The 24,514-nt window shown below is 46.3% G+C and carries 17 protein-coding genes; 2 read left to right on the top strand and 15 right to left on the bottom strand.

Features of this window, described 5'->3' with window-relative positions:
• Complete coding sequence (locus AC3WRW_RS17305; RefSeq protein ID WP_492547551.1) at positions 1-1,242, bottom strand: nitrate/nitrite transporter; 1,242 nt, start codon at positions 1,240-1,242, stop codon at positions 1-3.
• Between the two features lie 461 nt (positions 1,243-1,703).
• Here AC3WRW_RS17305 and AC3WRW_RS17300 point away from each other — a divergent pair, with 461 nt between their 5' ends.
• Positions 1,704-2,354 (top strand): ANTAR domain-containing response regulator, encoded by a 651-nt coding sequence (locus tag AC3WRW_RS17300; protein WP_492547550.1) that lies wholly within the window; start codon positions 1,704-1,706, stop codon positions 2,352-2,354.
• A complete protein-coding gene (locus AC3WRW_RS17295) occupies positions 2,351-3,382 on the top strand; it encodes an anthranilate phosphoribosyltransferase (protein ID WP_492547549.1) in 1,032 nt (343 codons plus the stop codon). The genes AC3WRW_RS17300 and AC3WRW_RS17295 overlap by 4 nt, the downstream gene beginning before the upstream one ends.
• Before the next feature lie 267 nt (positions 3,383-3,649).
• Here the strand turns inward: AC3WRW_RS17295 and AC3WRW_RS17290 are convergent, their stop codons facing one another.
• From AC3WRW_RS17290 to AC3WRW_RS17225, 14 genes are all read right to left on the bottom strand, one after another.
• The gene (locus AC3WRW_RS17290; protein WP_492547548.1) at positions 3,650-4,636 is read right to left on the bottom strand and encodes a siderophore ABC transporter substrate-binding protein; all 987 of its coding nucleotides are present in this window, start codon (positions 4,634-4,636) and stop codon (positions 3,650-3,652) included.
• A gap of 19 nt (positions 4,637-4,655) precedes the next feature.
• On the bottom strand, positions 4,656-5,414 hold the full coding sequence (locus AC3WRW_RS17285) for an iron ABC transporter ATP-binding protein (protein ID WP_492547547.1): 759 nt from the start codon (positions 5,412-5,414) through the stop codon (positions 4,656-4,658).
• Positions 5,411-6,358, bottom strand: coding sequence for an iron chelate uptake ABC transporter family permease subunit (locus AC3WRW_RS17280; RefSeq protein ID WP_492547546.1), 948 nt, complete (start codon positions 6,356-6,358; stop codon positions 5,411-5,413). Before AC3WRW_RS17280 ends, AC3WRW_RS17285 begins: the two co-directional genes overlap by 4 nt.
• The gene (locus tag AC3WRW_RS17275) at positions 6,348-7,301 is read right to left on the bottom strand and encodes an ABC transporter permease (protein WP_492547545.1); all 954 of its coding nucleotides are present in this window, start codon (positions 7,299-7,301) and stop codon (positions 6,348-6,350) included. Before AC3WRW_RS17275 ends, AC3WRW_RS17280 begins: the two co-directional genes overlap by 11 nt.
• A 3-nt stretch (positions 7,302-7,304) precedes the next feature.
• On the bottom strand, positions 7,305-7,865 hold the full coding sequence (locus AC3WRW_RS17270) for a nitroreductase family protein (protein ID WP_492547544.1): 561 nt from the start codon (positions 7,863-7,865) through the stop codon (positions 7,305-7,307).
• Between the two features lie 129 nt (positions 7,866-7,994).
• Positions 7,995-9,587, bottom strand: coding sequence for an AraC family transcriptional regulator (locus tag AC3WRW_RS17265; RefSeq protein ID WP_492547543.1), 1,593 nt, complete (start codon positions 9,585-9,587; stop codon positions 7,995-7,997).
• A gap of 268 nt (positions 9,588-9,855) precedes the next feature.
• Complete coding sequence (locus AC3WRW_RS17260) at positions 9,856-11,181, bottom strand: IS91 family transposase (protein ID WP_492547542.1); 1,326 nt, start codon at positions 11,179-11,181, stop codon at positions 9,856-9,858.
• Between the two features lie 225 nt (positions 11,182-11,406).
• Positions 11,407-12,141, bottom strand: a complete 735-nt coding sequence (locus AC3WRW_RS17255) for a peptidoglycan-binding protein (protein ID WP_492547541.1) — start codon at positions 12,139-12,141, stop codon at positions 11,407-11,409.
• Positions 12,142-12,336: 195 nt separating this feature from the next.
• Positions 12,337-13,971 carry an S-layer homology domain-containing protein gene (locus AC3WRW_RS17250; protein ID WP_492547540.1) on the bottom strand — a complete coding sequence of 545 codons (1,635 nt, stop codon included), beginning with the start codon at positions 13,969-13,971 and terminating at the stop codon, positions 12,337-12,339.
• Between the two features lie 74 nt (positions 13,972-14,045).
• Complete coding sequence (locus AC3WRW_RS17245; RefSeq protein ID WP_492547539.1) at positions 14,046-18,464, bottom strand: chitobiase/beta-hexosaminidase C-terminal domain-containing protein; 4,419 nt, start codon at positions 18,462-18,464, stop codon at positions 14,046-14,048.
• A gap of 277 nt (positions 18,465-18,741) precedes the next feature.
• On the bottom strand, positions 18,742-20,364 hold the full coding sequence (locus AC3WRW_RS17240; protein WP_492547538.1) for a response regulator transcription factor: 1,623 nt from the start codon (positions 20,362-20,364) through the stop codon (positions 18,742-18,744).
• The gene (locus AC3WRW_RS17235) at positions 20,361-21,884 is read right to left on the bottom strand and encodes an ABC transporter substrate-binding protein (RefSeq protein WP_492547537.1); all 1,524 of its coding nucleotides are present in this window, start codon (positions 21,882-21,884) and stop codon (positions 20,361-20,363) included. Before AC3WRW_RS17235 ends, AC3WRW_RS17240 begins: the two co-directional genes overlap by 4 nt.
• A gap of 23 nt (positions 21,885-21,907) precedes the next feature.
• Complete coding sequence (locus tag AC3WRW_RS17230) at positions 21,908-23,647, bottom strand: sensor histidine kinase (protein ID WP_492547536.1); 1,740 nt, start codon at positions 23,645-23,647, stop codon at positions 21,908-21,910.
• Positions 23,648-23,809: 162 nt separating this feature from the next.
• A complete protein-coding gene (locus tag AC3WRW_RS17225) occupies positions 23,810-24,478 on the bottom strand; it encodes a helix-turn-helix transcriptional regulator (protein WP_492547535.1) in 669 nt (222 codons plus the stop codon).
• Between the last annotated feature and the right edge of the window lie 36 nt (positions 24,479-24,514).

The raw sequence follows: 24,514 nt of genomic DNA, 5'->3' as shown, positions 1-24,514 counted from the left end.
CTACGCATGAACACTGTCCATACCCGTCGGGGTCATTTTCACTTTGCCGCCCTCGCCAATCCAGCTGCGCTTCCACTCCCTCTGGACAATCGCGATCAAGATGATGCAGCATGCCGCAATCGCACTCAAAATGAGAAAGCCCGGCGAGAAAGAACCTGTCGCTAACTTCACATTCCCCAAAATTTTAGGCAAAAAATAACCGCCCAGTCCGCCTGCTGCGCCAACAATTCCAGTTACAACGCCGATTTCCGCTTTAAACCGCTGCGGCACCAACTGGAACACCGAACCATTGCCCATGCCAAAAGCCATCATGGCCACAAATAACAAGACCGTTGTCACAGGCAGTGCCGGAAGCGTAGAAATTCCCGCCATCATCAAGACGACAACCCCATATAGCCCCATCAGCATCCGAATGCCGCCGACTTTATCGGCCAGCCAACCGCCTACCGGACGGAAGAAGCTTCCGCCTATCACGCACAGGGTTGTAAAATCGGCTGCGCGAACCGGCGAGAGACCGTACTGCGTATTGAAGAAAATGGTTAAATAGGTCGACATCCCGACGAAACCGCCAAACGTTACGCTATATAAAATACAGAACAACCAAGAGTCCTTTTGTTTCAAAACTTTGCCGTATTCGGCAATTGTTTTGGGCGCCGGTTTATTCGGGCTGTCTTTGGCCAATAGACTGAAGATAACCAAAGTCGCGGCAATCGGAATCATCGCAATACCGAAAACAACGTGCCAATCGCCATAATGCTGGGCCAGCCGGTTAGCAAAGAGCGTTGCGAAGATCGTTCCGCTGTTCCCCGCTCCGGCGATTCCCATCGCGAGGCCCTGATACTGCGGCGGATACCAAGAGCTTGCAAGCGGTAGTGCGGCGGCAAAGCTTGCACCGGCAATACCGAGCATCAACGCCACGAAGTACATATCGCCCATGGTGTCGGCAAACTGCCATCCCCAGAATAAAGGAACCAAGGTTAGCGACAATCCGATTTGTCCGGTAAGCTTAGGACCGATCTTATCGGTCAGAACGCCAAGCACAAGCCGCAGCACCGCTCCGCCTAAAGTAGGCAGGGCAACAAGGTTCGCTTTTTCGGCGGCATTTAGCTGGAAATCATTAGCCAGAATGACCGCCAGCGGTCCTAGCAGCACCCAAACCATGAAGCTCATGTCAAAATACAAAAATGAACTGAACAATGACCCTTTGTGTCCGACTTGCAAAAAACTTTTCCGATCAACCATGATCTTTCCTCTCCCTTTGTGAGGCTTTTCGCCTTCTTTTTTTTCCTGCCCAAACTTGCATTAGCGTCTATACTACCATGGAAAAAGGCCGACAAACATACCCATTCCTGCATTGGGATGTTATCGGCCTCTTCGCCACTGCTGCCACATCTTCGTGAACAGCATGTTAAATACGACTAAGTAAACGTAAAAAGCCTATCCGGTTACGAATTTGTAAGAGGATAGGCGCCATTGCCTTCGTTTGTGGCACATCATTGTGCCGATTTCTAGTTTGATTATAGTACGGCTTCGAGTTCGTGTCAATAAAAATGACACAAAATATTTTCGAGCGACTGTCCCCCCTACTATATCGACAAAAAACATATGCATATGCTATAGTTGTGCCGTATAATCATTCATCCAACCAAGAAACCTCACATAAAGTTGCCATAAGGTAAAAGCTTAACGATGGAGGTATACCCATGTTGCAATCATTTTTACTGATCGATGAGTTAAAGCAAATTCGCTCAGCTGCTACCTCCTCGTCATCTGCAAGTGAGATGAGCTATTCAAATCGTGCCCCCGGACCTTTTCCTGACGAGGTGTTGAAAGATTTGGGCTTTCGCATCTATGCGGCATCTACGGTTAAAGAAATTTCCTTTCTCATTCCTAAGGCCGATGCTGTATTATTAAGTGTAAACCCGGGCCAAGTGGAGACATGGCGCACGCGTGTGCTGGCTCAGCGCAGCCTCCCCCTCTTTTGGTGGTGCGATATGCACACTTTTCCTTCTAACGAGTGCAAAATAGATGCAGGTATAGATGGTTTAATCGGTTCAACGATGAGTCCGCTTGACATTCACTGCGCGCTGCTTCTGGGCGTGAATCACTATTTCAGGCGCACAGAGTGGCAGCAGGAACGCGAGCAGCTCCTCTCCAAGCTGGAGGAACGCAAATGGGTCGATCAAGCCAAGCGGATCTTATGCGAGATTAAAGGCATTTCCGAAGCGGAAGCCTACGATTTTTTGCGAAAACAAGCCATGAATGAGCGCAAACGCATGGCAGATGTCGCTACCTCCATCGTCAAGGTGTATCAAATACTACAAGATCAGAATCAAGGAGGCCGGAAACGATGATATCTTTACTAAAAGAAGTTGGCCGCGGCAAACGCGGTGCGAGAGATCTTTCGTATGAAGAGGCTTCCCAAGCAGCCGAGCTCATACTGACAGGCGGCGCTACACAGGCTCAAATGGGAGCGTTTCTAGTAGCCGAACGAATCAAAATGGAATCGCCGGATGAGATTAAAGCCTTCATCGACGCGCTGCGTAAACGCACCGTTTCTTATCCGGTTCCCGGCAGCATGGACTGCGCCGGACCTTACGACGGACGCTCGCGTACGTTCATCGCGACTTTGCCGACCGCCTTCGTGCTTGCGGCTTGCGGTCTTCCAACTGCGCTGCACGGCAGCCCGAGCATGCCTCCCAAATGGGGCATCACGTTGACGGACGTGCTGGATGCTCTTGGCGTGCCCGCGCTCACGACATCGCGCGAAGCGCTGATTTCCGCTGCGGCACGAACAGGCTTCCTGTTCACGCCGACGGAAAGCTGGTGCCCTCCGCTCGGAGAACTGCGCGAGCTCCGCATGGAGCTGGGCCTGCGGACCGTATTTAACACCGCCGAGAAGCTGCTTCGTTTCACGGAAGCCCCTTTCATGGCTGTCGGCGTGTTTCATGGCACGGTATTCGAGAAAATTACGAATTTGCTGATCGAACTGGGCATCACGCGTGGTATCGTCGTGCAGGGGATGGAAGGCTCGGAAGACCTTTCCGTCGACAAACGCACGCGGACTTACGTCATTCAAGAAGGCTCCAGCGAACTATTCATTGTAGATCCTGAGATTTATGAATTGATGGTTGAAGTGCCTGAAGTTGAATGGACCGCCAAGCTGCAAGGCGAAACGGCGTTGGCCGTCCTGCGCGGAGAAGCCGAACTCCCTTACTTGAACATGGTGCTGCTCAACAGCGCCGTGCGGCTCTGGGTTTCCGGGAAAGCCGGGTCCATTGAAGAAGGGATCTACATGGCCCGTCACGCCATCGAGCAAGGGACCGCCCTTCGGAAATATACCGAGTGGACCGAAGCGATTAAGCCTGTATCCGCTACTTAAGTATCTCGCACTCAATCCGAGCAATACGGAGCAGGCAAATGATAATAACTGGAAAATCTCCCACTAAATCGCTCCAAAGATGAGCTCACAGAAATATAAAAGGAAAACCTCCCTTAATTTGACCGGATTCAGAGAATTCTCATGACATCCACGCAAATCGAGGGAGGTTTTCCTGCTAAATGGGTCTGACAGGCTTCTGCAGTCGAATTAGAGGGAATTTCCCCCTTATTTTGATCACAGAAGCATAGCTTATAAAAACGTTTGGCACTATTTTACGGAATCCGCTACCTGCTTCACCATGCCTTCAACGGAAATCAAGCCGCCGCCGGATAGGTACCAATAGTTCGCATCCAGATAAACGATGTTGCCGTTCTTGAACGCATTGGTCTTTTTCACAAGCTCATTTTCAATAATTTGCTTGCCGGTCGTTTTCCCGTCCACAACTTTGCCGCGATCGACGACGAATAAATAGTCCGGGTTTTTCTCCAGGATATACTCGTTCGAAATATTTTGACCGTGCGTAGACACTTCGATTTTGCTGTCCGCCTGCTTGAAGCCAAACACATCATGGATGATGCCGAAACGGGAACCTGACCCGTAAGCGCTCAGCGCCGTGTCCTGCACAAGAACGATCAGTGCGTTTTTCCCTGTGGCGGATGCTTTAGCCTGCAGCTGCTTGGCAGCCTCGTCAATTTTAGCGATTTCTTCTTGCGCTTTCGTTTCTTTACCGAAGATTTTACCCAAAGTCAACGTGTTCTCTCTAAAAGATTCCATGTATTTCGTCGTATCCACCCCCATGAAAATGGTAGGAGCGATTTTGCTAAGCTCGGCATAAGCTTTCTCGGCACGGCCGGAGATGATGATCAGATCCGCTTTGCTCGCATTGATTTTCTCGAAATCCGGCTCAAACAACGTGCCCGCGTTGATGTATTTGGCATCTTTGAATTTGCCCAAGTAGGACGGAAGGTTCGCTTGCGGAACCCCTGTAACCTCTACGCCCAGACGATCCAGAGAATCTAATACGCCGTAATCGAATACGAAAACTTTCTTCGGATTGATTTTCACTTTCGTTTCCCCTAGTTTGTGCTTCACCGTTATTTCCGCCGGCGCCTCAGCCGTTGCCGCTGCCGTTGCTTGCGGGCTGGCTGCCGCAGGCTTCGCTGTTTCTGTCCCGGCTCCGCTTCCATTGCCGCATGCGGCTGCAAAGATCATAATCATAATTGCTGCGATTAACACTGTTATTTTTCTACTCATCATTAGCCACCTCTTATATTTACTTAAAATACACGCAAATCTTATTGCCGTTTATCTCTTGAATCGCAATGTCCATGTCATAAATATCGCGCAGGACGGCGGAATCAATGATTTCGTCCGTAGGACCTTCCTTCACCAGCTTGCCTTGTTTGAAAGCAACAATATAGTCCGAGTAGCAGGAAGCAAAATTAATATCGTGGATGACAATAATGACCGTTTTGCCCAATTCGTCCGCAAGCCGCCGCAGCACCTGCATAATTTGTACGGAATGCTTCATATCCAAATTGTTGAGCGGCTCGTCGAGCAGAATGTACTCCGTGTCCTGCGCGATAACCATCGCGATGAATGCCCGCTGGTTCTGGCCTCCGCTTAGCTGATCCAGGTATTTATGCTGCATGTCTTCAAGCTCCATATACCGGATCGCTTCGTCGACGAACTGCCAGTCCGCTTTGGTTAATTTCCCCTGCGAGTACGGGAATCGCCCGAAGCTCACCAAGTCCCGAACGGTCAGACGCACATTGATATGATTGGATTGCTTGAGAATAGCGATCTTCTTGGCCAATTCCTGGCTGTTGGCTTTGCTGACTTCCTCGCCGTCTATGAAAATTTCACCGCTATCCTTAGTTAGGAGCCGGGACATCATTGAGATGAGGGTGCTTTTGCCGGCGCCGTTTGGTCCTATAAACGAAGTAATCCGACCCTTGCCGATCGTCAGCGACACATTTTCCAATACGGGGTTGCTTCCGTAGGATTTAGACACATTTCTGACTTCAATCATGACTTATTCTCCCTTAGCAGCAAGTATAAGAAGTAAACGCCTCCGATGAAATTGATAATGACCGTAAGCGGTGTGGAGAAGGAGAAGATGCGTTCCATGATCAACTGTCCGCCTACCAAAGCAATCATGCAAATCAGGATAGAGCCTGTAATCAAATAACGGTGGAGATGCGTCTTCATAAACTGGTAAGAAAGATTGGCCACAAGAAGACCCAGGAAAGTAATCGGACCCACCAACGCCGTCGCAATGGAAACTAGCACCGCAATGATGATCAACAGCCGTTTCACGACATACTCGTAAGGAACGCCAAGATTCACGGCATGCTCTCGGCCCAGCGAAATAACGTCTAAATATTTCAAGAATCTCAGGCTGTACAGGGCAATTAGAACGCTTGAAACAACCGAAATCAGAAGCAGCTTGCTGTTGACGTTATTAAAGCTGGCAAAGGAACGGCTCTGCAAAATAGCGAATTCATTCGGATCAATGAGCACTTCCATAAACGTCGTGAAGCTGCCGAAGAAGGTGCCGAGAATAATGCCGAACAGCAGCAGGAAGTACAGGTTCCGCCTTTCACTTTTGAACAAAAACTTAAACAGCAGTAATGCGAAAAGCGACATCAAGCCAACCGTAATGGCAAAATTTATATTCGCGTTCGCCGACAGCGCGCTCTTCGAGCCAAGCAGAAAAATAACGGTAGTCTGTATGAGCATATACAAAGCGTCCAGGCCGATAATGCTCGGGGTTAAAATCCGGTTGTTCGTAATCGTCTGAAACAAAATGGTCGAATAAGCAACAGCTGCGCCTGTTAGCAAGATGCTGATGACCTTCATCCCTCTTCTGGGGAGGATATAGTCCCAATTCCCTCCGGCATTAACCGTAAGGAAGGCGGCTGTAACGGCCAGGGCAACGATCGCGAGCAGACTGAGCTTCCATCTAAACGTCATAAGCTTGTCTCCTCAGCAGCAAATAAATGAAAATCCCGCTGCCTATCACACCGACGGTTAAACCGATTGGAATTTCGTAAGGATAGATGAGCACACGACCCAGAATGTCGCAGAACAATACGAAAACGGCCCCCAGCAGCGCGGTATGCGGCGCGATCTTCTTCAAGTTATCCCCCTGATAAATCGAAACGATGTTCGGAATGACCAAGCCCAGAAAAGGGATAATGCCTACGCTCAAAATATTAACCGAAGCCACTACAGCGACGATGATCAGACCGATATTGACCACCTGACGGTAATTCAGTCCCAAATTCAACGAGAAATCCTCGCCCATCCCCGCAATCGTGAAGCGGTTGGCATAGAGATAGGCAATGATCAGCATCGGAATGCTGATGTACAGCAGCTCATACCGTCCTTTCATCACCGTTGCGAAATTGCCCTGCAGCCAAGAGGAAATATTTTGGATGAGATTAAACTTGTACGCGAAAAAGGTGGAAATGGATGTAATAACACTCCCGAACATGAGGCCCACCAGCGGGATGAAAATCGTATCTTTGAAGCGAATGCGGTCCAAAATCTTCATGAATACATACGTGCCGGCTAGCGTAAAAACAAAAGCGACCATAATTTTCTGCAATGGCGTCGCATCTGCGAACAGCAGCATAGCCACGAGAATGCCGAGCCTTGCGCAGTCCATCGTCCCCGCGGTTGTCGGCGATACGAATTTATTGCGGCTGAGCTGCTGCATAAGCAGCCCGATCACACTCATGCTCACTCCTGCGATCACAATGCTGATCAAGCGCGGTATTCGGCTAACCAGCAAAATATGGGCTTGATCTTCCGTTAAATGAAACAAATCCAGAGGGGTAATGCCCTTAACCCCAACAAAAAGCGAAGTTACCGATAAAATAACGAGGGCAATCCCTAAATATCTTTTTTTCATCACCTATTCTATGACTGTCAGGCGTTCGGTCGCAGGAATGCGCGCTTGTGCGGAAGGAATTTTCCCAGGGTATCCCGTATGCAAACTGCCGATGATTCGCTCGTCCGGCTTCACGCCGAATGCTTCCCGGAATGCCTCCACTTTCAGCAGCGGGTACGTTTCCCACACCATGCCAATGCCCTTCTCCCATGCCAACAAGGAGAAGTTGTGAATCAGGCATGCTGCCGAGGCATAATCTTCTTCCGCGATGGCCGGGTTCTCGTTTACCTGCAGAACGACCGCGATAAACATCGGAACGGACATGAACTTGTTATACAGTTTCTGTCCGATCTCTTTCGCTTTCTCCGGGTCCGGCTCGTTAGCCTCCCTGAACTTGCGAACGATCTCCGCCAGCTTTTGGCGGCCTTCTCCCTGAATAATGACAAAGCGCCACGGCTGCGTCATCCGGTGATTAGGCACCCAGACGGCTGTATCCAGCAGCTCGGTGACGAGCTCCACGGAGAGCGGTTTATCTTCAAATTGGTGAACGGATCGCCGTTCCCTCAAGAGTTTCGTTAGCTCCATACATCCTCCAATTCTGTCTTGCAGACGTCCGTTTATATTGAGAATCGTTATCAACGACTCTTATTTTGGCATGATTGCCCCTTGACGTGAATGGAATTTCCTGTTTTCGGGATGGATTTTTTGTCACCGTCATGATTTAGACAATAAATGATAAACCGTCTCATCAATTAAGCTGTCATGCATCGTGGCATTATAGAGCAGTAATCCCTGGTGACGAATAAACAGAATTTGCTGCTGCCTGCTGCTGTGCGCTTGTTTTAGCCGCCGCCAGGAAGTCTCCAGCGTAAGACAATACTCGCTCGAATACATCGTTGAGACAAAGAATAGTACATTATCACAGTCCAACGAGGCAACCTCTTGGAGGGAATACGTATCGAGGAAGGAGATCCCTTCGGCAGGTTTTGGCGGCACTATTTTTAACTCATCATAAAATAAATCCTTTATTTTCTTACGCGTTAAGCCGTATACCCGATAATGCTTTTCTTGCGCGCTAACCAGCAGAAACGGCCTGTCTCCAAGACGCTGCCGAATGTGCTCCCGGGCATTGTCCACTTTCATGTCAAAATACGTTAGCCAGCGCTCAGCGACACTGGACAAGCCGAAAACGCTGCTGATGATAAGCAGTGTCTTCTTCCAGCTGTAATCGCGCCAGGGGATGACGGTGACGGGAGCTATGTGTGAGAGGGACTCGAGCAGTTCTTCCGGGAGCGGAGCGCTAAGAATCACGTCAGGCTGACAGTTCCGGATTTGTTCGATGTACGGCGTCAGGTCCGGCTCCAAAGACCAGTCTTTGTGCAGGCTAACCTTTGGCGTTATGCCAAGCACGGACAAATCTCCGTGAAAAATAGGGCATAGGTTGGCCACGCGAATTTGCGTATGCTTGATATAATCTGAAGGAGACAACCCCATATGCTTCTTGAAAAGCCGGCTGAAATACAGCTCGTCGGAGTACCCCACCGCATGCGCAACCTCAGCAACGGACGCAGGAGAGCTGCCTAATAGCCCTAAAGAACGATTCAGGCGTGTGGTCGTCACGAATTTATGCGGGCTAAAGCCGGTAATCCCCCGAAACGCTTGGTAGAACTTGCGGCTTGAGCCGGATAGGCGGGCCATTTCTTCGATATCCGTCGATTGATTGTAGTACTCCGTCAGATGCTGCTTAGCCTGTTCCACATATTCCACGAGGTCATCGTCCACACTTTTGGGACTTTGCAAAAATGACGTGAACGCCGCAGCGATCTTGTAAAGATGCGACTGCAGCTGATAAAACAGCGCCGTATCCGGCTGTCCGCAATCGCTAAGGAATTCCGGGATCCAGTGGAACATATGCGGCATACGAAAGCTGTACAGCTGCAGTTCATCCTGCTTCATAAAATCACGGGATCCCTTTCGGGGCATTGGCGATACGGAGGGCATCGGAGACGGCTCCGCGCCGCCAAGAATCTGGAATCGAATCCATATGACACGCGCACGGTGGTGCCCGTTATTTTGCAGCAAGCAGCGACAGTTCGGCGGTACGAAAAACAGCTCACCCGTCAACACTTTGGCAGTTCTACGGTGCAACTGATCCTCCAGCGTCACCCGCAGCACTTCATCAATCAAGTAACCGAATGCATAATCGGTTTGGCCGGCAAATTCCTGAGTCGATTGACTGCCGATATGAAGTTCATCCGTCCCCAAATAATGGAGGGCATGCGCACCGGCAGATAGGGTCGTTACCATGGGAATCACATCCTTGCTTTCACTCTAAGTCCCCTCATCATATGTGATAATGATTCTCATTGTCAAATGTAAGGACATAAGAAAAACCGTCAGGGAAGTTCACCCTGACGGTCCTTTTTAGGTTTGACGAACAGTGTTAATGTTGTACTCATGACCACGAACACCTTTGTAATACTCTGGATACATACCTCCACCACAAGCCTCACATGAGAACTGCGGCGGAACTGTGGGATCTCCATGATCCATTTCATCAAAATTACGAACCACCTTAAGCGGTATTTCTTCTGTTTCCGAACAGGTCAAACATATATACTTCACACTCTGTTTGGACAGCATGTAATTGCTTATGCTCAGTTGTGGCTTTTTCTTTTTGTGTTTTGTTTTCTTGCCCTGTGAAATCGTTAATCATCCTTTCCAAACAGCCCCTACTCTTCTTACAAGCTGCGTATCTTATCACGAGTTTGCCTGCCTCTAGGCAGACTTCCCCCTTGTATTCATAGTAACATTCACACTTCGGACAGACTAGGGGATCCTTCCCCGTTGCTTTTTGAATTCTCTCTCTCCAATTCCTCCGCTTTAGTTGTTTCTTTGCTTTTACTATCCACTTCCTTGCTTCTTTTTGCCAGCCCTTTACCAACTTTTTGCACACACTCTTTATTCGCCGTGCATAGACGCCATAATAGCGAATTGTTTTAAAATTTTCGTCAGGAATATGACGAATAACCCGTGCAATGAACTCTTCCACGGTCAATTTCTCTGTTTTCTCTTCTCCACTGGTTTTATCATGGTAGCTAAATACCACGAACTCACCGTCGTACTCTTTTATCCTTCCCAGCGCAATAGCAGGTCTTCTCATGTATCGTCCGATGTAACCCAGCTGCTCCTTTACATTCCCCTTTTGCTTCGGTGCATGTACATAGAAGCCTGCTCCATTTGCTAAGTAGGCTTTCTGTAATCTTGGCTGTACTTGTTTTTTTTCTTCCTCGTTCAAATTTCTTCGAATTAATTTTAACACGACGGTTTGCCACTGTTTTCTAAGCATTTCAAACGGCACGTAATCGTACGTTTTCCATTCTCCGTTTGACTTCATCCCTCCCATCGTTACGAGCATGTGGATATGAGGATTGAAGTTCAGCCGCGAGCCAAACGTATGTAATCCCGCAATGATTCCAGGCGTAATTTTATGTTTCTTCTCAAAGTGTTCTTTCATAATTCTAACTGCTTCGTCCATGAACTCCTTCAACATTCTTCGATGTAGCAAAAAGACACTCCATAACCCTTCATCGATGGTAAATACCACATGTCGATGATTCACTTGGAATACATCCTCCATCATCAGACGGCTCCACTCTTCGGTCTCTCCGCAAGAACAAGTCGTACAAAATCGTCCTTTACAGCGATAGGGCACTCTACGAATATCATGACACCCTTCGCAAACAAGGATCTTGAATCCATTACGAGGGTCTCCGCAACCACGAAATTTTTGTACCTCTTTTATCACGTTAGGCCGAATATGTTCTTTATGTTTTTCTACAAAGGCATCCCAGTGTCCCTGCTCATCAAAAAAAATCCGCTTTAGTATGTTAGAGTCCATAGCTTTAACATACCAAAAAATTAAATAAGGGGTAAGCTTCGCTCACCCCAAAAACATATAAATTCTTATATGTTAAATAAGGGGTAAGCTTCGCTCACCCCAAAAACATATAAATTCTTATATGTTTAAATAAGGGGTAAGCTTCGCTCACCCCAAAAACATATAAATTCTTATATGTCGAAAAAACCTCCGCCCATCGTGCGGGCTGAGGCTTTATGGCTTGCGCTATTTCCCGATAAACTGCTCCGTGAACATTTTACCGCAGGGTCCTCCATTTACGATACCGACCCCAATGTGTGTGTAATCTTTGCTTAATATATTCGCTTTGTGGCCAGGTGAATTCATCAGCGCTTCATGGGCCGCCTGCACGGATTGATTGCAAGCGATGTTTTCTCCGGCTGCGTTATAGGTAATGCCGAATTTTTCCATCATTTGAAAGGGTGAACCATACGTCGGCGAATCATGAGAGAAATATTTATTGTCGACCATATCCTGGCTTTTGAGTCTTGCCGTTTTGGTCAGCTCGGCATCGGCAGCAATCGGAGCAAGTCCCGCTGCAGCGCGCGCCTTATTCACCAAATCCAACATTTGCTGTTCCTCTACCGTTAATCCCGTTGTCGGCGGGACTTGTGGAGCTGGGCCTGGTTCTGGCTGCGACGGCTGCGGTTCGGATGGCGGTGGGGTCGGTGCCGGCGGCGGGACCGGTTTTTTGGGAATTTTCAAGTTCCCATACGCCCATAGAATGGATTGCAGCGTTTGATCGTCGACATTTCCGGTAACCGGAAGGCCGTATCTGCTTTGGAATGCTTTAACGCCCGATTGTGTTTGGTTGCCATAGTAACCTGTAATGGGTCCGCTATAGTAGCCCAGAGATTTCAGCATCCCTTGAACCGCATAAACATCCGGCCCCTTAACCCCTTTTCCAAACGCATAGGCGGTCGTTGAAGTTGAGCAAAACAAGGCGATACAGATTAGTAGGATCCAGACATGCTTTTTCCTGCCGTGAAACATGCGTTAACGTTCACTCCCTGTCGTCGTCAGTATCATTCGCCCGACATGGGCGATAGCCCTTAGAGTGACCTATTTTTTGGATTTTATCCATTTTTGTGACAAAAAAGGCCGGTTTCCGGTGCAGCGAAAACCAGCCTTTGAACATTAAGGTACCAGATTAAAGACCCTATATATAATGACAGCAGCTTGTGCTCTGGTCGCATGATCCTTCGGTGCAAAGTTCCCGCCGCCAACGCCTTCGATAACGCCCATCTTCTGCATCGCTATCACAGCATCCGCTGCATATTCCGAAATATCGGAGCTATCCGCAAACTGTGCGGCGAATGTACTTCCGCTTATTTTCAATTTCATTACTTTAATTGTCCGATCGATCATTACGGCCATGTCCTGTCTCGTTATGGAATCATTTATACCGAAACTGCCGTCTTCTTTTCCTTGCGTAACTCCCAGCTTTTCCGCTGCTGCAATTGAACTATAGTACCATTCGCCTTTTTTAACATCTGTGAGCGTGCTTACAGCATAGTCGTCATCCAGATCAAATGCTTGCATAAGAATCTTGATAAACTGTGCTCTTGTAACGTTATTGTTCGGTTCAAACAGATGATCGCTAACACCGTTAATGATCCCTCTTGCGGCCAATGCTTCAATGCTGGCTTTGGCCCATTGTACACTTGCAATATCTTGGAAGCTTACTTCGTTGTACAAAGCCACATACTTTCCGGTTTGTTCGGTATGAAAGGAAACTTTTCCGGTTGCAGAATTAAATTTACTATTTTTCACAACTTCAAGTTTTCCATTCTCATTAATGAAATAAATGACAACCTTACCGGCGTCTTTATTCGCATCATCCAGTTTGTAATCCCAAGCTACTTTTACACTTGCATCTTGTACATGGCTCGTTTCTTTCCCATCGACACTTAGTCTAATATCATAAACAGGATTGCTTCCAATCACCTTCGACACTTCTGGAGAGAGTTTGCTTGCATCCTCTTTCTTTAACGAAAGCTGCACATTGGAGGTTGACGTTTTTAAAAATTCCATCGGCAAAGTTACGGTTGCTACGCCCGCATCAATCTCAATCTTCTGAATGTTATTGTCGGCGGCCATTTTAATAATGGCTTCAGGAATAGTAATAACAGCTTCGTTTGCATCTTTTGCGATAGTTGTTTTGATTGCAGCCGTACCTTCACTGGCCGAATGAATTGCATTCTTCATTTCCAATTCTGTAATTGTAATCGTGGTAGACGGACTGGAAACATAACCCCCACCTGAGCCTGGGTTTGTTCCAGGTCTGCTGGCAATGGTTACAGATGCCGTCTGATTCGGAGCATAATCCGAGTCATTCATTCTGCCATCCATCAATTTGACGGACTGAAGCGTCACATTGGCTGCTCCGGCAGCTATGCCTTTAAATTTGATGGAGCTCAGAGGGACATGACCGTTTTCATGCTTCTCGTCGCCCATCTTGGAGTAAGCAATGGTAATCGTGTTATCTCTTGGGACAACGATGGTTTGTCCGCCGGTAAGCGATGAGACTGCCGATGAGTAGGAAAGCTTATCCGTATCGGCTGAAACAACAACCTCGTATCCCACCAAATCCTTCACATTATCCGCTTCTACCGTCAAAATAAATTCGTCCCCGATGTTCATGCCGCTCGTATTTGATTTGAATTGAAACGAGGCCGTATCTTCAGCGAAAATGATATTATTCACAGGTAAAAGTGAAACAAGCAAGATCATCATCATGAACATGGACATGGATTTATACTTTTTTCTCATCATAGCACCTCAAATTAAGCTAGATAGAGAGGGTACTGCTCATACTGCTAATACCCTCTCGGTAAAACCTCTCGTTAATTATTTAAGATCTTTGTTGCCACATACACCAAGTCAAAGAGACCAATAGCGCCATCCTCATTAAAGTCGGCTTTCTTAATACTATTCCAAATCTCATCTCCAACCTTGGCACCGTAATTGTGTGAAACAATTCCCAGATCGCCTACATCGTAACCCGGAACGTTATTAAGGATATTGGGGTTGATGGTAATGATTTTCGATCCAATCCCAATATTGGTTACGACACCTTGACCATCGGAAACAGCTCCTGAAACCTTCACGAGGCTTGATCCTACAGCCGCTGTAGACTTCGTCTTCAGCTTGATGCTCAAACCATCTGCATTGCCACTTCCTGTCGTATTAGCCAGAAGGAATCTGACTGTCCCCGCTGCAGAATCGACGACAGGAGAATGCGCAAACGTTGAATTACCTAAAATAGTCGTATCAATGTAATCAAAAATAGCTGGATCATAGCTTAACGTGAGATCCTGAGCATCTACATTCGTTGCTCCATTTAAGCTGAATGCTAAATAGATCGTGTCAGACAGTCCTGCCAAATACGAGCCCTTCAGAGTCGGACTTGAAGCCGTAGCATTGACGGTTATCGTCGCTGTAGGTTGAATAGCGGCACCTGCTACGACACCTGTGACCGTGAAAGTTCCACCCTTGGCATAGGTGAGTGCGTCTATGCTATTCCATGTCACATTCACAGATGGAATGGTTCCATCGTTATAAATCGCTTGAACGGTGGAAGGAAGCACAGGAGCCTTGCCTGCATTGGTAGTTGCGTTCACACTGACATACCCCGTAATGGCTTTGCCGGTTACCGCCGGCTTCATGATATTCATCGCCTTATCCGGATTCAGAACATTGTGAGCCTGCTCGACAACGATCTCGCTTAGAACGATGAAGGTCGATACCTGTCTAATGTCTTTGGAAGAAGCTGCGGCATATACGACATATTGACCTGGTTCAACAACCCAAGCATCACGGGCTTCATCATAGGAAGCAAGCGATTTCGCATCCACACTGAAATTCAGCGTTTGTTTGGCATTTGGCGCCAATACATCGGTTTTGGCAAAAGCCTTCAACTCTTTAACCGGCTTATCCATGGATTTGCCTGGCGCTCCAATATAGAGCTGAACAGATTCTTTCCCGCTAACCGTACTTGTATTCTTCACATCAACGGTAGCATTGAGCGTGCTATTCGCATTGTTGAAATAGCCCGAGCTCAGCTGCAAATTGCTGTAATCGAATGTGGAATAGTTTTTACCATAGCCAAACTCATACGATACAGGCACATTGAATGTGTCGTAGTAACGATAGCCGGAATAAATGCCTTCGTTGTACACTTCGCCGCCTTGGGCGTTAGTTTGACCGAAGTCTACGGCCGGTTGGAACGGTTTGCCATTGCTTGCATTTCCGGTTACATCAATTGGGAACGTGGTCGAAAGTTTACCCGATGGATTAGCTGCTCCGGTAAGCACGGCCGCTACAGATTTGCCAAGAACAGAGCCTGGTTCCCAAGCAAACAGGATGGCATCCGCTTTGTCTTTCCAGCTCTCCATTTCAACCGGGGCTCCCATATTGAGGACGACGATAAATGGTTTCCCTTGCGCCCGGCTTTTAGCAGAAGCTTTGCTGATTAGATCTTGTTCTGCATCGCTTAGATAGTACGCGCCTTTTTTCGCGGCGATATCCGTACCCTCCGCAGAGCCTCTTTTAATCGTCATGACGGTGCTGCTTGTGTTTTTGACGAGATCATTCATCTGACTGTCTGAAAGCGACATTTCATTCATAGCCGCATCTCCGCCAAATCCGCCAACCGCTAACACGCTGGCTACTTGAGGGAAGCCCATCGTCGTTGCATCGATCACCGTGCCTTTGGCGTATGCCTGGCTAAGCGCTGCCGGGAGCTGCAAAACCTTGGATGTATCGATATTCGCGCTGCCGCTTCCTGCTCCGCCAGCTACCATACTGTTGCTTGCATTGCCGATAACCGTAATATTCCCGTTTGCAATTGGAAGAGCCGACTTGTTGTTAACGATATTGTTTTTCAGAATGACCATACTTTCAACAGATGCTTGGAAAGCAATGGCATCGTTTTGCGCCGTATAGATATTAGGTTCTGTACTTGGCAAATCGCCCTTGAAAGTTGGCGTTTTGATAATGAATTGAAGCAGTCTTGTTACGGAAGCATCCAGATCCGCTTGCGAAACAAATCCGGAGGATAATCCCGTCAATACATTGGCGGCATTACCGCTTGACATGGAAAGATCCAGCCCCGCTTTTAAATTGGAGGAGTTGGCGTTATTCCCTGTTTGCGCAGGCCAATAAGATGCGTTCCCTTGACCTCCCCAATCGGTCATAAAGTATCCTTTGAAGCCCCACTCATTTCTCGTGACGGTTGTCAACAAATCATAGTGGGATGCGGCACTCACACCGTTAATCTGATTGTAAGAAGTCATGATCGCCCATGGTTGCGATTTCTTGACGGCAATTTCAAAACTTCTTAACTCCATTTCACGGAGTCCTCTTTTGCTGACGGTCGTTAAACCGTTGGATCTGTTCGTTTCTTGGTTGTTGGCGGCAAAATGTTTAATTGTCGTACCCACACCTTGCGACTGAATACCGTTAACCTCCGCTGCCGCTATATTCCCGGTAAGCACCGGATCTTCGGAGAAATATTCAAAGTTTCTGCCATTCAGTGCGCTTCTGTGAAGATTCATCCCCGGAGCGAGCAAGATATCAGAACCGAAGTAATGAATTTCTTTACCAAAAGCGGTTCCAAGCTGTTCTTCAAGCGCGGTATTCCAAGTGGAAGCACGGGCTGCCCCATTCGGCCATTGCGTCGCATATCGGGTCGTTTGATTGCCTTGCGAGTCCACTACACCGGAAGGAAGAGCGGTAATTCGTATGCCCGAAGGGCCGTCCGTATTGACCGTCACCGGAATCCCGAGTCTGGTTACCCCTTTAATGGCTCCGGCAGCGCCTGGCAATTTGGTGGTTGAACCGCCGCCGCTCACCATATCCGCCTTCTCTTGATTCGTCATTTCGGCTACAACGGCCGGGATCGACGCTTCATTCGTGAGAAGCACAAGACTTGGGTCAATCGTGTAAGTAAACGAAGCCGCTGTGCTGCTTGCAAAAGCCCCCCCGCTGGCAATCGCCTTAATCGTAACCGTATTGCCTGCTGCGATGCTGTTCGTTAACGGGATTTTGCCTGTGTATAAAGTGCTAGAGGTCGTAGGCGTGCTTCCATCAGTCGTATAGTAAATTTTGGTCCCGGTTGACGACGAGGTCAGAGTCAATTTTGCCCCGCTGGCAATATTGGCGCCTGTTGTAATATCAGCAGTAGGTGCTGCCGCCGCTGTTGCACTGATCACATAGTTGTAGGTAGCTACATCGCTCGGATTTAAGCTATCCGCAACTGCAATCGCTTTCAAATCGGAAGTAGAAGCAATCGATATCGCCGCACTGTACAGCTTTGTCGAGCCTGTCACGGACGTGGCCGGCGTAGTTCCATCCGTCGTGTAATAAATTTTTGCATTCGCGGTTGTGGTTGAAAGAGTTACGCTCTGCGTTCCGCTATAGCTCCCTGAAGCCTTGGACGCTGTTGGCTTGACGGCTTTCGTAGCTGAATCGAACGTGTAGGAGATTGAAGTTACCGCGCTGTTGCTGGCTCCATACTTCGTGCCAATTGCATTAATCGTTGTTGTCGTAGATACCGGAATAGGAGTGAAATACAAACTGGTCGCCGCATTCCCAGGGGCATAGGTCGCATTGGTGACAGTTACAACAGGAGTAGAACCATCTGTGGTGTAGAAGATTTGCGCATTAGGTACAACATCGGAGAGACTTACATACACGGTTGAACCATAGGTGCCTGCTGACGGAGTTCCCGTTGGCGCCGGTACCTGATACACGTCGAATTGGAGCGAGTCTATTTTATAGCCATTCTTGTCGTTAAAAAGAGTTATTGTATTAACGCCTGCCTGCAGATCAACGTACCCGGATACGGTTCCCCAAGTCGTCGTGCCGCCTGTGGAGGGGGTATCCCCTGTGTAAAGCACGCTGCCACTGCCGTCTCTTATCGACCAAGACTTCGTATTTGCCGTTGAGGCCGCATAGCGCATAGTCACTTTATAACTTCCAGCGGTAGCTACGTCGACTAAATAACTAAGACTATTGCCTGCAACTACGTTAGTAATATCTTTCCCACCGCTAGCTGTAGCTTGATTTTCAATATTTGCAGCCGTGTATCCCGATGCAGCCGTATAATTCTCTGCTTCAATCAATCCTGGAATGTTTACAGCTGCCGAATCTGCTAATGCAACCTGTTGACCAACTATTCCTGCTGAAGAAAAGGCTATGGTCCCTACTAATAGATTGGTAGTCACCACTCGTAATGTCTTTTTAAATTTCTTGGTTTTCAATTGCCAACTCTCCTTCAACTTTTTTTGAAAATTGCAGTGAAGCTGAATGCTTTTTCATTAAAAAAGGAGCTCGCGATTTATAAGCTTTATACACCTCCATCAAGGCCTAGGTCCTACTTCTATAGTAACGTTGTCTATGTTCTATTCAAATCAGTATTCAGACCTCTCGTTTTAACTATTCAGACATTAAGAGATTCAGAAAAAAAATCCCTTACCCCTTTGTTCCAGTCCTAACAGCCCGGAACAAATCGATAAGAGATTGGTGTGTTGTATGCATTTAGAAATTGACAGGCTGCCGGCATTGACGGAAGTCTTGCGGACTCATCTGCGTTACTTTTTTAAACATTTTCGAAAAATAGGGCAAGTTGGAATAGCCGACGGAAGTGGCGACATTGCTAATTGGAATCTCTGTTTTAATTAATAATTCTTTGGCCGTCTTCATCCGCTGCTGCAAAATATATTCCGATATCGGCTGCCCGGTTTCCTTTTTAAAAATACGATTTAAATAATCGGCATTCAAGAAAACCTGTTTGGCAATATCCTCCCGTGAAATTTCATGGTTCAAATTGATCTCAATATAATGCTTGACCTTCTCAATCACCGATTGCGAATTTTCCAGTGAATCCAAGTGATCTCTAACAAACTGAATGACGGTAATTACCCATTCTCTAAGATCGGTGACCGTTCTAATGGCTGTTATCATGGATTTCATAGCTACGGAACCCGATAAGATTTGGTGAGCTTGAAGCCCCCTGATCCTTAATGTATAGTGAATCATTTGCATGAAATCTTGATAGAGTTCATGCAATAAAGAGGGATCCAGCCTCTCGGTTAACATCCATCCATCAAAAAAATAATTGATTTCCGCCATCAGTTCTTTCGTTGAACCCAGCTTCAACATTTCAAACCAAGCGTTCATATCAGGCAGCATAACCAGCACAGCCCGCTTTTCCTTCTCATTTAACAGAAATACGCGATTATCTAAATTCACATTGTTTGCTTCAAGCTGATATAAAGACTCTACCATGGCTCTAGCTTCGTATATAAAGGAAGAAACACCGATATAACAGGATATATCACAATAAAAATAGAGATTGCAGGATTGGATATACATCTGACATATCTTTTTTAGCTGCTCGTTCTCAAAGTTGTTCCCCTCTGCACCGTCGATGAAAACAAGGATGCTGCCATCCCGTTCTTGCACGATTTGACATTCGATACCGCTATTCGCGATAAATACTTCCTCCAGCGCATTCCTTAGCGCATACTCCATAATCTTCTGTTCGCGATTCGTTAAAGGTTTATGCCATCGTTGTACACTGACTAATACCGGTACGAACTTGGTATCCATCGTGTAAGGAATCTCTCTCTCCTTTAATAATCGTTGCAGCTGATCTTGATTGGAGGAGATATCCTGATGAAGCAAGTCGATCCAAAAGCTTTCAACTAATCGTGGTTGATGCGTTTTCCAAAGACGATAGGTCTTTTCATACTTAACCGTTTCCCGTTCTTTGATGATTTTATCCTGTGCTTTCACAACGGCTTCTATTAACTCTTTAAAAGGGACTGGCTTTAATAGGAAAGCATGGCTTCCCAAATGAATGGCCCGCTGCGCATATTTAAAATCGGCATGGCACGTTAAGAAAATCACTTCCACCGTAAGGCGCTGCTCGTTTATCCATTCCAGCAGTTCCAGACCGTCTCCTTGCGGCATCTCGATGTCGCAGACCATAATATCAATGTGACCGTGCTTCAGTATTTCCTTGGCTTGTCGAATATTATAAGAAACTTGAGGCTCTTCAATCGAATACTCTCCCCAATGAATTCCAGATTTCACGCAATCAATTGAATGTATATCATCATCTACCAACAATAAGTGATATGCGTTTTTCTCTGTCATTTGTTTCCTCCCGCTTGATTTTGATTAAATCGTTTGCTCTGATCCCAGACAAGGAGCTGACGCTGCTTCTCTTTAATCACCGTATCAATCCCTGCAGCCTTAAGCCTCATATTAAATTCAGGCAATTTCACCGCAGGCTCATACGTTCCGGTTTCAAGTGCATAGCCATATTGTCTGAGCACACTCTTAACGGCCGCATATTCCGCTTTTACCGGAGACGAATCGAACGTAAACCCGAGTGCCTTCGATAACCTTGCGGTTTTGTTGAACACGTCCATCTTCTTCCATATATCATCGCCGTCATCTTTCCATATATGGGAAAGGAATTGGTTGCCAACCGCCCATGATTTGTACACATATCCCGTGTTGGAAGCATTGATGCCTTCTGGAAAATCAATGATGTTTGGGGCGATTTGAATATAATGCTTCCCTTCGATGCCATTGTCCAATAAATTAATGATCCGTTCATCGGAGTAGAGCAAGTTCAGAATACTCATAGCTTTTTCCGGATTTCTAGAATTTTTATGGATCGTCATAATCGATGTATTCAATTGTTTCGTTGTCATGACAGGCTGAGAGAACGGAACGGCGACCATCGGATAGCCCGTTAATCTGGATTCTTGCTGCTCGACATTGGGCTTCAGAGGACTAAAGTAAGCGAATGCTTTCCCAGCCCTGACCAGCTCCGCTGCGCCGCTTCTCTTAAACACAACATCCGGGTCAATAAAGCCGGACAAGTACCAAGTTCGTACCAAATTCAGGTCCTTGGCATACTGTTCGCTCTCATATAAATTCACAATTTGCAAATCGTTATCATACCCTGGGAGAATGCCGATGCTGTCTTCTAATTCATCATAAGTTCCGGAACGAATTCCGCCATATATAGAAGCTGCATAAGGAACGAGCGGTGTGAGCCCAGGCTCGTTTTGTTTTATGGTTTGAAACACAGGTTGCAGATCAGTGATGGATTTTATTTGCGAGATATCTATTTTATATGTATCAACTAGATCTTTGCGCATCACGATGCCATAATTGGTTGCTAAATCCCTCATGCTGGGAATTCCAAAGATCGCCCCGTTTCTTACCACGCTATTTAAAATATCAGGACCAAGCACTTTTTCGATATCTTGACCTTCTGTAGCCAGCAAATGATTCAGCGGAATAAGCTGATTTCCATCGATCAATGTATTGATCGTACCGCTGCCTGTGAGCATCAAATCAATTTGCTTGTTGTCAGCCGTCATCATCATTTGCTGCAGCTCGGTGGTGCTCATATAAGGCATGAATTTCACGGTAACATTCAATTTTTCTTTCGTTATTTTACTGATTTCCGTCTCAATTTCTCTCATATCCCGTTGGATTTCCGTATAAAAGTAGAACGTTATCACACTATCCGGCGACTGCTTCGCAGAGGGAGGTTGATCGGTCTTCTTCTGACTCCACGTGCATCCAGCGAGCTGTACGGTCACCAGGATCAAACTAAGCATTTGCAAAGCAATGCGGATCCCTCTCATTCTCATCTTTCGCCCCCCCGGTCCTAGCGTTACGTGGCAATTGGCAGAACGATTACAACGTTAGCTCCGAAATTCTCTCCGTTCGAAAAGGTCAGGTTTGCTTTCTCTTGGTACAATAGATGCAATCTGCGCTGCACATTGGCAATCCCAATATGCTCGCCCTTCTCCGAATACAGTCCTTGATTTTTCTGCAACCGGCTTAATACATCAAGGGGAAAACCTTTACCGCTATCTTGAATTTGCAGTTGAATAGATGGCGTTGCTCCTTCAATTTGACGGATCGTAATCGCTAGTTGAATCGGTTCGTCTAAGGTTACTGCATGTTTGATCGTATTCTCGACAAAAGTCTGAATAACAAGCGGGGGTACTTTACACGAGTTCAGATCGTCAGGCACGGAGATGTCGAACGACAAATGATTCGGGAACCTCAAGGCTTGTATTTTCAAATAATTCCGGGTATGGTTGATTTCATCCTTTAACGAAACAAACGTCAAATCCGTTCGGAACATAAATCTTAAATATTGAACAAGACTACGCGATATTTCCATAATGAGTTCGTACTTCTGCACTTGCGCAAGATTATACATCACATTAAGCGAGTTAAGAAAAAAATGCGGGTTCATTTGAAGCTGCAGATGCTTAAGCTCTTCCTTTTGCTTCTGTAATTGTTCCTCATACACATTTATTTTCAAATCTTGAATTTGTGAAACCATTTGATTGAACGTTCGGTTCATTAACACAAATTCATCGGAGGACGATTGATACGTAACGGCTACATTTAAGTTGCCCATCTGCACGACTTTCATGGCTTTAACGAGTTTGTTAATCGGGTACAGGAGCACTTTTCTCAAAAAGAAAATGAAAATGACCAAGCTCACCACCCAGCCGAGCGCAATAAACGTTAGTACGCGCTGCCAATAAGGCAGCTTTTCCAAAATACTGCTATCAGGAATCCAGGCCAGCAAGCTGAATTTTCCCTTAAGCGATTGTTGGCCTACGACCAAAAACTTCTCTTTGTCCCCCGTCATCATATACTCATCAACATCATACTGAATCTGAATGCCATGAGATTGAAAGAAATCCGTTTCTTCCATGGGCTCAAGCTGATCTGTCACAAATAGTGCCTTTCCTTGCTTGCCCAAATCAATAAAATCAGTCGGCACCATGATCCTTTGGGCACTTGTCCAAGCGCCAAGATAGACATTCCCTTTTTTTACAATATGATACAAGTAGTAATTGCTGTTTAATTTGATAACGTGCCATTGATCATAACGATATTCGGGGTCCGGCTTGATTTGAAGTTGCATCAAAATATTTTTGAGCTCGCCCTTTATCGTTTCACGTTCGTTGAAGTTATATCTTAGCAAGGAAGTTGTGACTAGATCATTGTTAATCGCTGAATAGAAGAATAAAGAATCCGTTATTTTATAATTGTTGCTATCCGTCGAAAGCTTGTTGAACAATTGAACTTTAGCCGTATAGTACAGCTGGCTGTCACTGTTAATCGGGTATTCCAGCCTCAAGAAATCCGGCTCAGTCGCCAGCGTATTGTATAAATATTTATCAACTTCATCTAAATTACGATCGATTTGCCCCATATATAAATTAATGGTATGTAAATTAGATTGAAAAACTTGCTTGCGTACGACTTGAATCGCGTACTGATTGTTCGTAATCAGCAAAATGATCAACGGAAACGTCGTAATTAAAAAGCCAAAAATCAACTTCGAGCGCAAAGATTTAAAATGAGATCTTAACGAAAACTTCATTATAGACCTCCTCACCCTGATGTTTGAAATGTTTATGCAATGATACTAATATATTATCTGAACTCTACTTAAAAGACACTAAAAAATACTGCTGCAAAACTTAGAAATCATCATCTAAACTTGTATGGCTGCAAAAGAAAAAAGCCGCCATAAGCGACTTTGTCACACTCCTCTGAAACTATTCCGGTATTCTCTTGGCGTTACGCCTACTTTTTTGCGGAAACTAAAGCTAAAATAATTGGCATCGGAGTAACCGACCTTTTCCGCAATCTCCAAAGCTCTCATATCGGTTGTACGCAGCAGCACCATGCCGGCCTCCAACCTAATATCGTTCAAATAATTAACAAAGGTCATCTTCGTCTCTCTCTTAAAAATGCTGCTAAAATAGCCTGTACTTATATGAAGGTGGCTGCATACTTTATTAATGGAAGTATCGCCCAAATGATAGTGTTTTTTTGTATACTCTTTAGCTCGATCGACTAGATTCGTGAAATTGGACTGACGTTTTGCAGCGATATGATTCTTCATATTAATGCTAATGTCCGTCAACCAAATCCTGGCTTCCTCCATGGTGGTGAAATTGGCTATTTGGGTAAAAGGAACAAACGCCTCGCCCAAAACCACTTCAATATCCAGGTTTAAATCCTTGGCCGCTTTCAGGATGCAGGTTAATATTTCGAGCAAATAAATTTGATTGTCCTGAACCGAAGCTCCTGCCTCAATACCTCGAAAAACCTTGTAGATTTCCTCTTCGATTTCTTGATTGGTTCCTGCCTTAATATAACGTGTTAATTCAATCTCCCTGAGTTCGCCAAAACGAATCTTTTCCATGTCTGTTCACCACATCCTCCATACAAAGAATCTGAT

The sequence above is a fragment of the Paenibacillus sp. FW126-R14 genome, assembly GCF_058789495.1.
This window is presented reverse-complemented; position numbering and strand designations above follow the sequence as displayed.

What these genes read in the sequence shown, in the direction of transcription:
- AC3WRW_RS17305 (WP_492547551.1), bottom strand. Translation starts at nt 1,242, where the DNA reads ATGGTTGATCGGAAAAGTTTTTTGCAAGTCGGACACAAAGGGTCATTG.
- AC3WRW_RS17300 (WP_492547550.1), top strand. Translation starts at nt 1,704, where the DNA reads ATGTTGCAATCATTTTTACTGATCGATGAGTTAAAGCAAATTCGCTCA.
- AC3WRW_RS17295 (WP_492547549.1), top strand. Translation starts at nt 2,351, where the DNA reads ATGATATCTTTACTAAAAGAAGTTGGCCGCGGCAAACGCGGTGCGAGA.
- AC3WRW_RS17290 (WP_492547548.1), bottom strand. Translation starts at nt 4,636, where the DNA reads ATGAGTAGAAAAATAACAGTGTTAATCGCAGCAATTATGATTATGATC.
- AC3WRW_RS17285 (WP_492547547.1), bottom strand. Translation starts at nt 5,414, where the DNA reads ATGATTGAAGTCAGAAATGTGTCTAAATCCTACGGAAGCAACCCCGTA.
- AC3WRW_RS17280 (WP_492547546.1), bottom strand. Translation starts at nt 6,358, where the DNA reads ATGACGTTTAGATGGAAGCTCAGTCTGCTCGCGATCGTTGCCCTGGCC.
- AC3WRW_RS17275 (WP_492547545.1), bottom strand. Translation starts at nt 7,301, where the DNA reads ATGAAAAAAAGATATTTAGGGATTGCCCTCGTTATTTTATCGGTAACT.
- AC3WRW_RS17270 (WP_492547544.1), bottom strand. Translation starts at nt 7,865, where the DNA reads ATGGAGCTAACGAAACTCTTGAGGGAACGGCGATCCGTTCACCAATTT.
- AC3WRW_RS17265 (WP_492547543.1), bottom strand. Translation starts at nt 9,587, where the DNA reads ATGGTAACGACCCTATCTGCCGGTGCGCATGCCCTCCATTATTTGGGG.
- AC3WRW_RS17260 (WP_492547542.1), bottom strand. Translation starts at nt 11,181, where the DNA reads ATGGACTCTAACATACTAAAGCGGATTTTTTTTGATGAGCAGGGACAC.
- AC3WRW_RS17250 (WP_492547540.1), bottom strand. Translation starts at nt 13,971, where the DNA reads ATGAGAAAAAAGTATAAATCCATGTCCATGTTCATGATGATGATCTTG.
- AC3WRW_RS17240 (WP_492547538.1), bottom strand. Translation starts at nt 20,364, where the DNA reads ATGACAGAGAAAAACGCATATCACTTATTGTTGGTAGATGATGATATA.
- AC3WRW_RS17235 (WP_492547537.1), bottom strand. Translation starts at nt 21,884, where the DNA reads ATGAGAATGAGAGGGATCCGCATTGCTTTGCAAATGCTTAGTTTGATC.
- AC3WRW_RS17230 (WP_492547536.1), bottom strand. Translation starts at nt 23,647, where the DNA reads ATGAAGTTTTCGTTAAGATCTCATTTTAAATCTTTGCGCTCGAAGTTG.
- AC3WRW_RS17225 (WP_492547535.1), bottom strand. Translation starts at nt 24,478, where the DNA reads ATGGAAAAGATTCGTTTTGGCGAACTCAGGGAGATTGAATTAACACGT.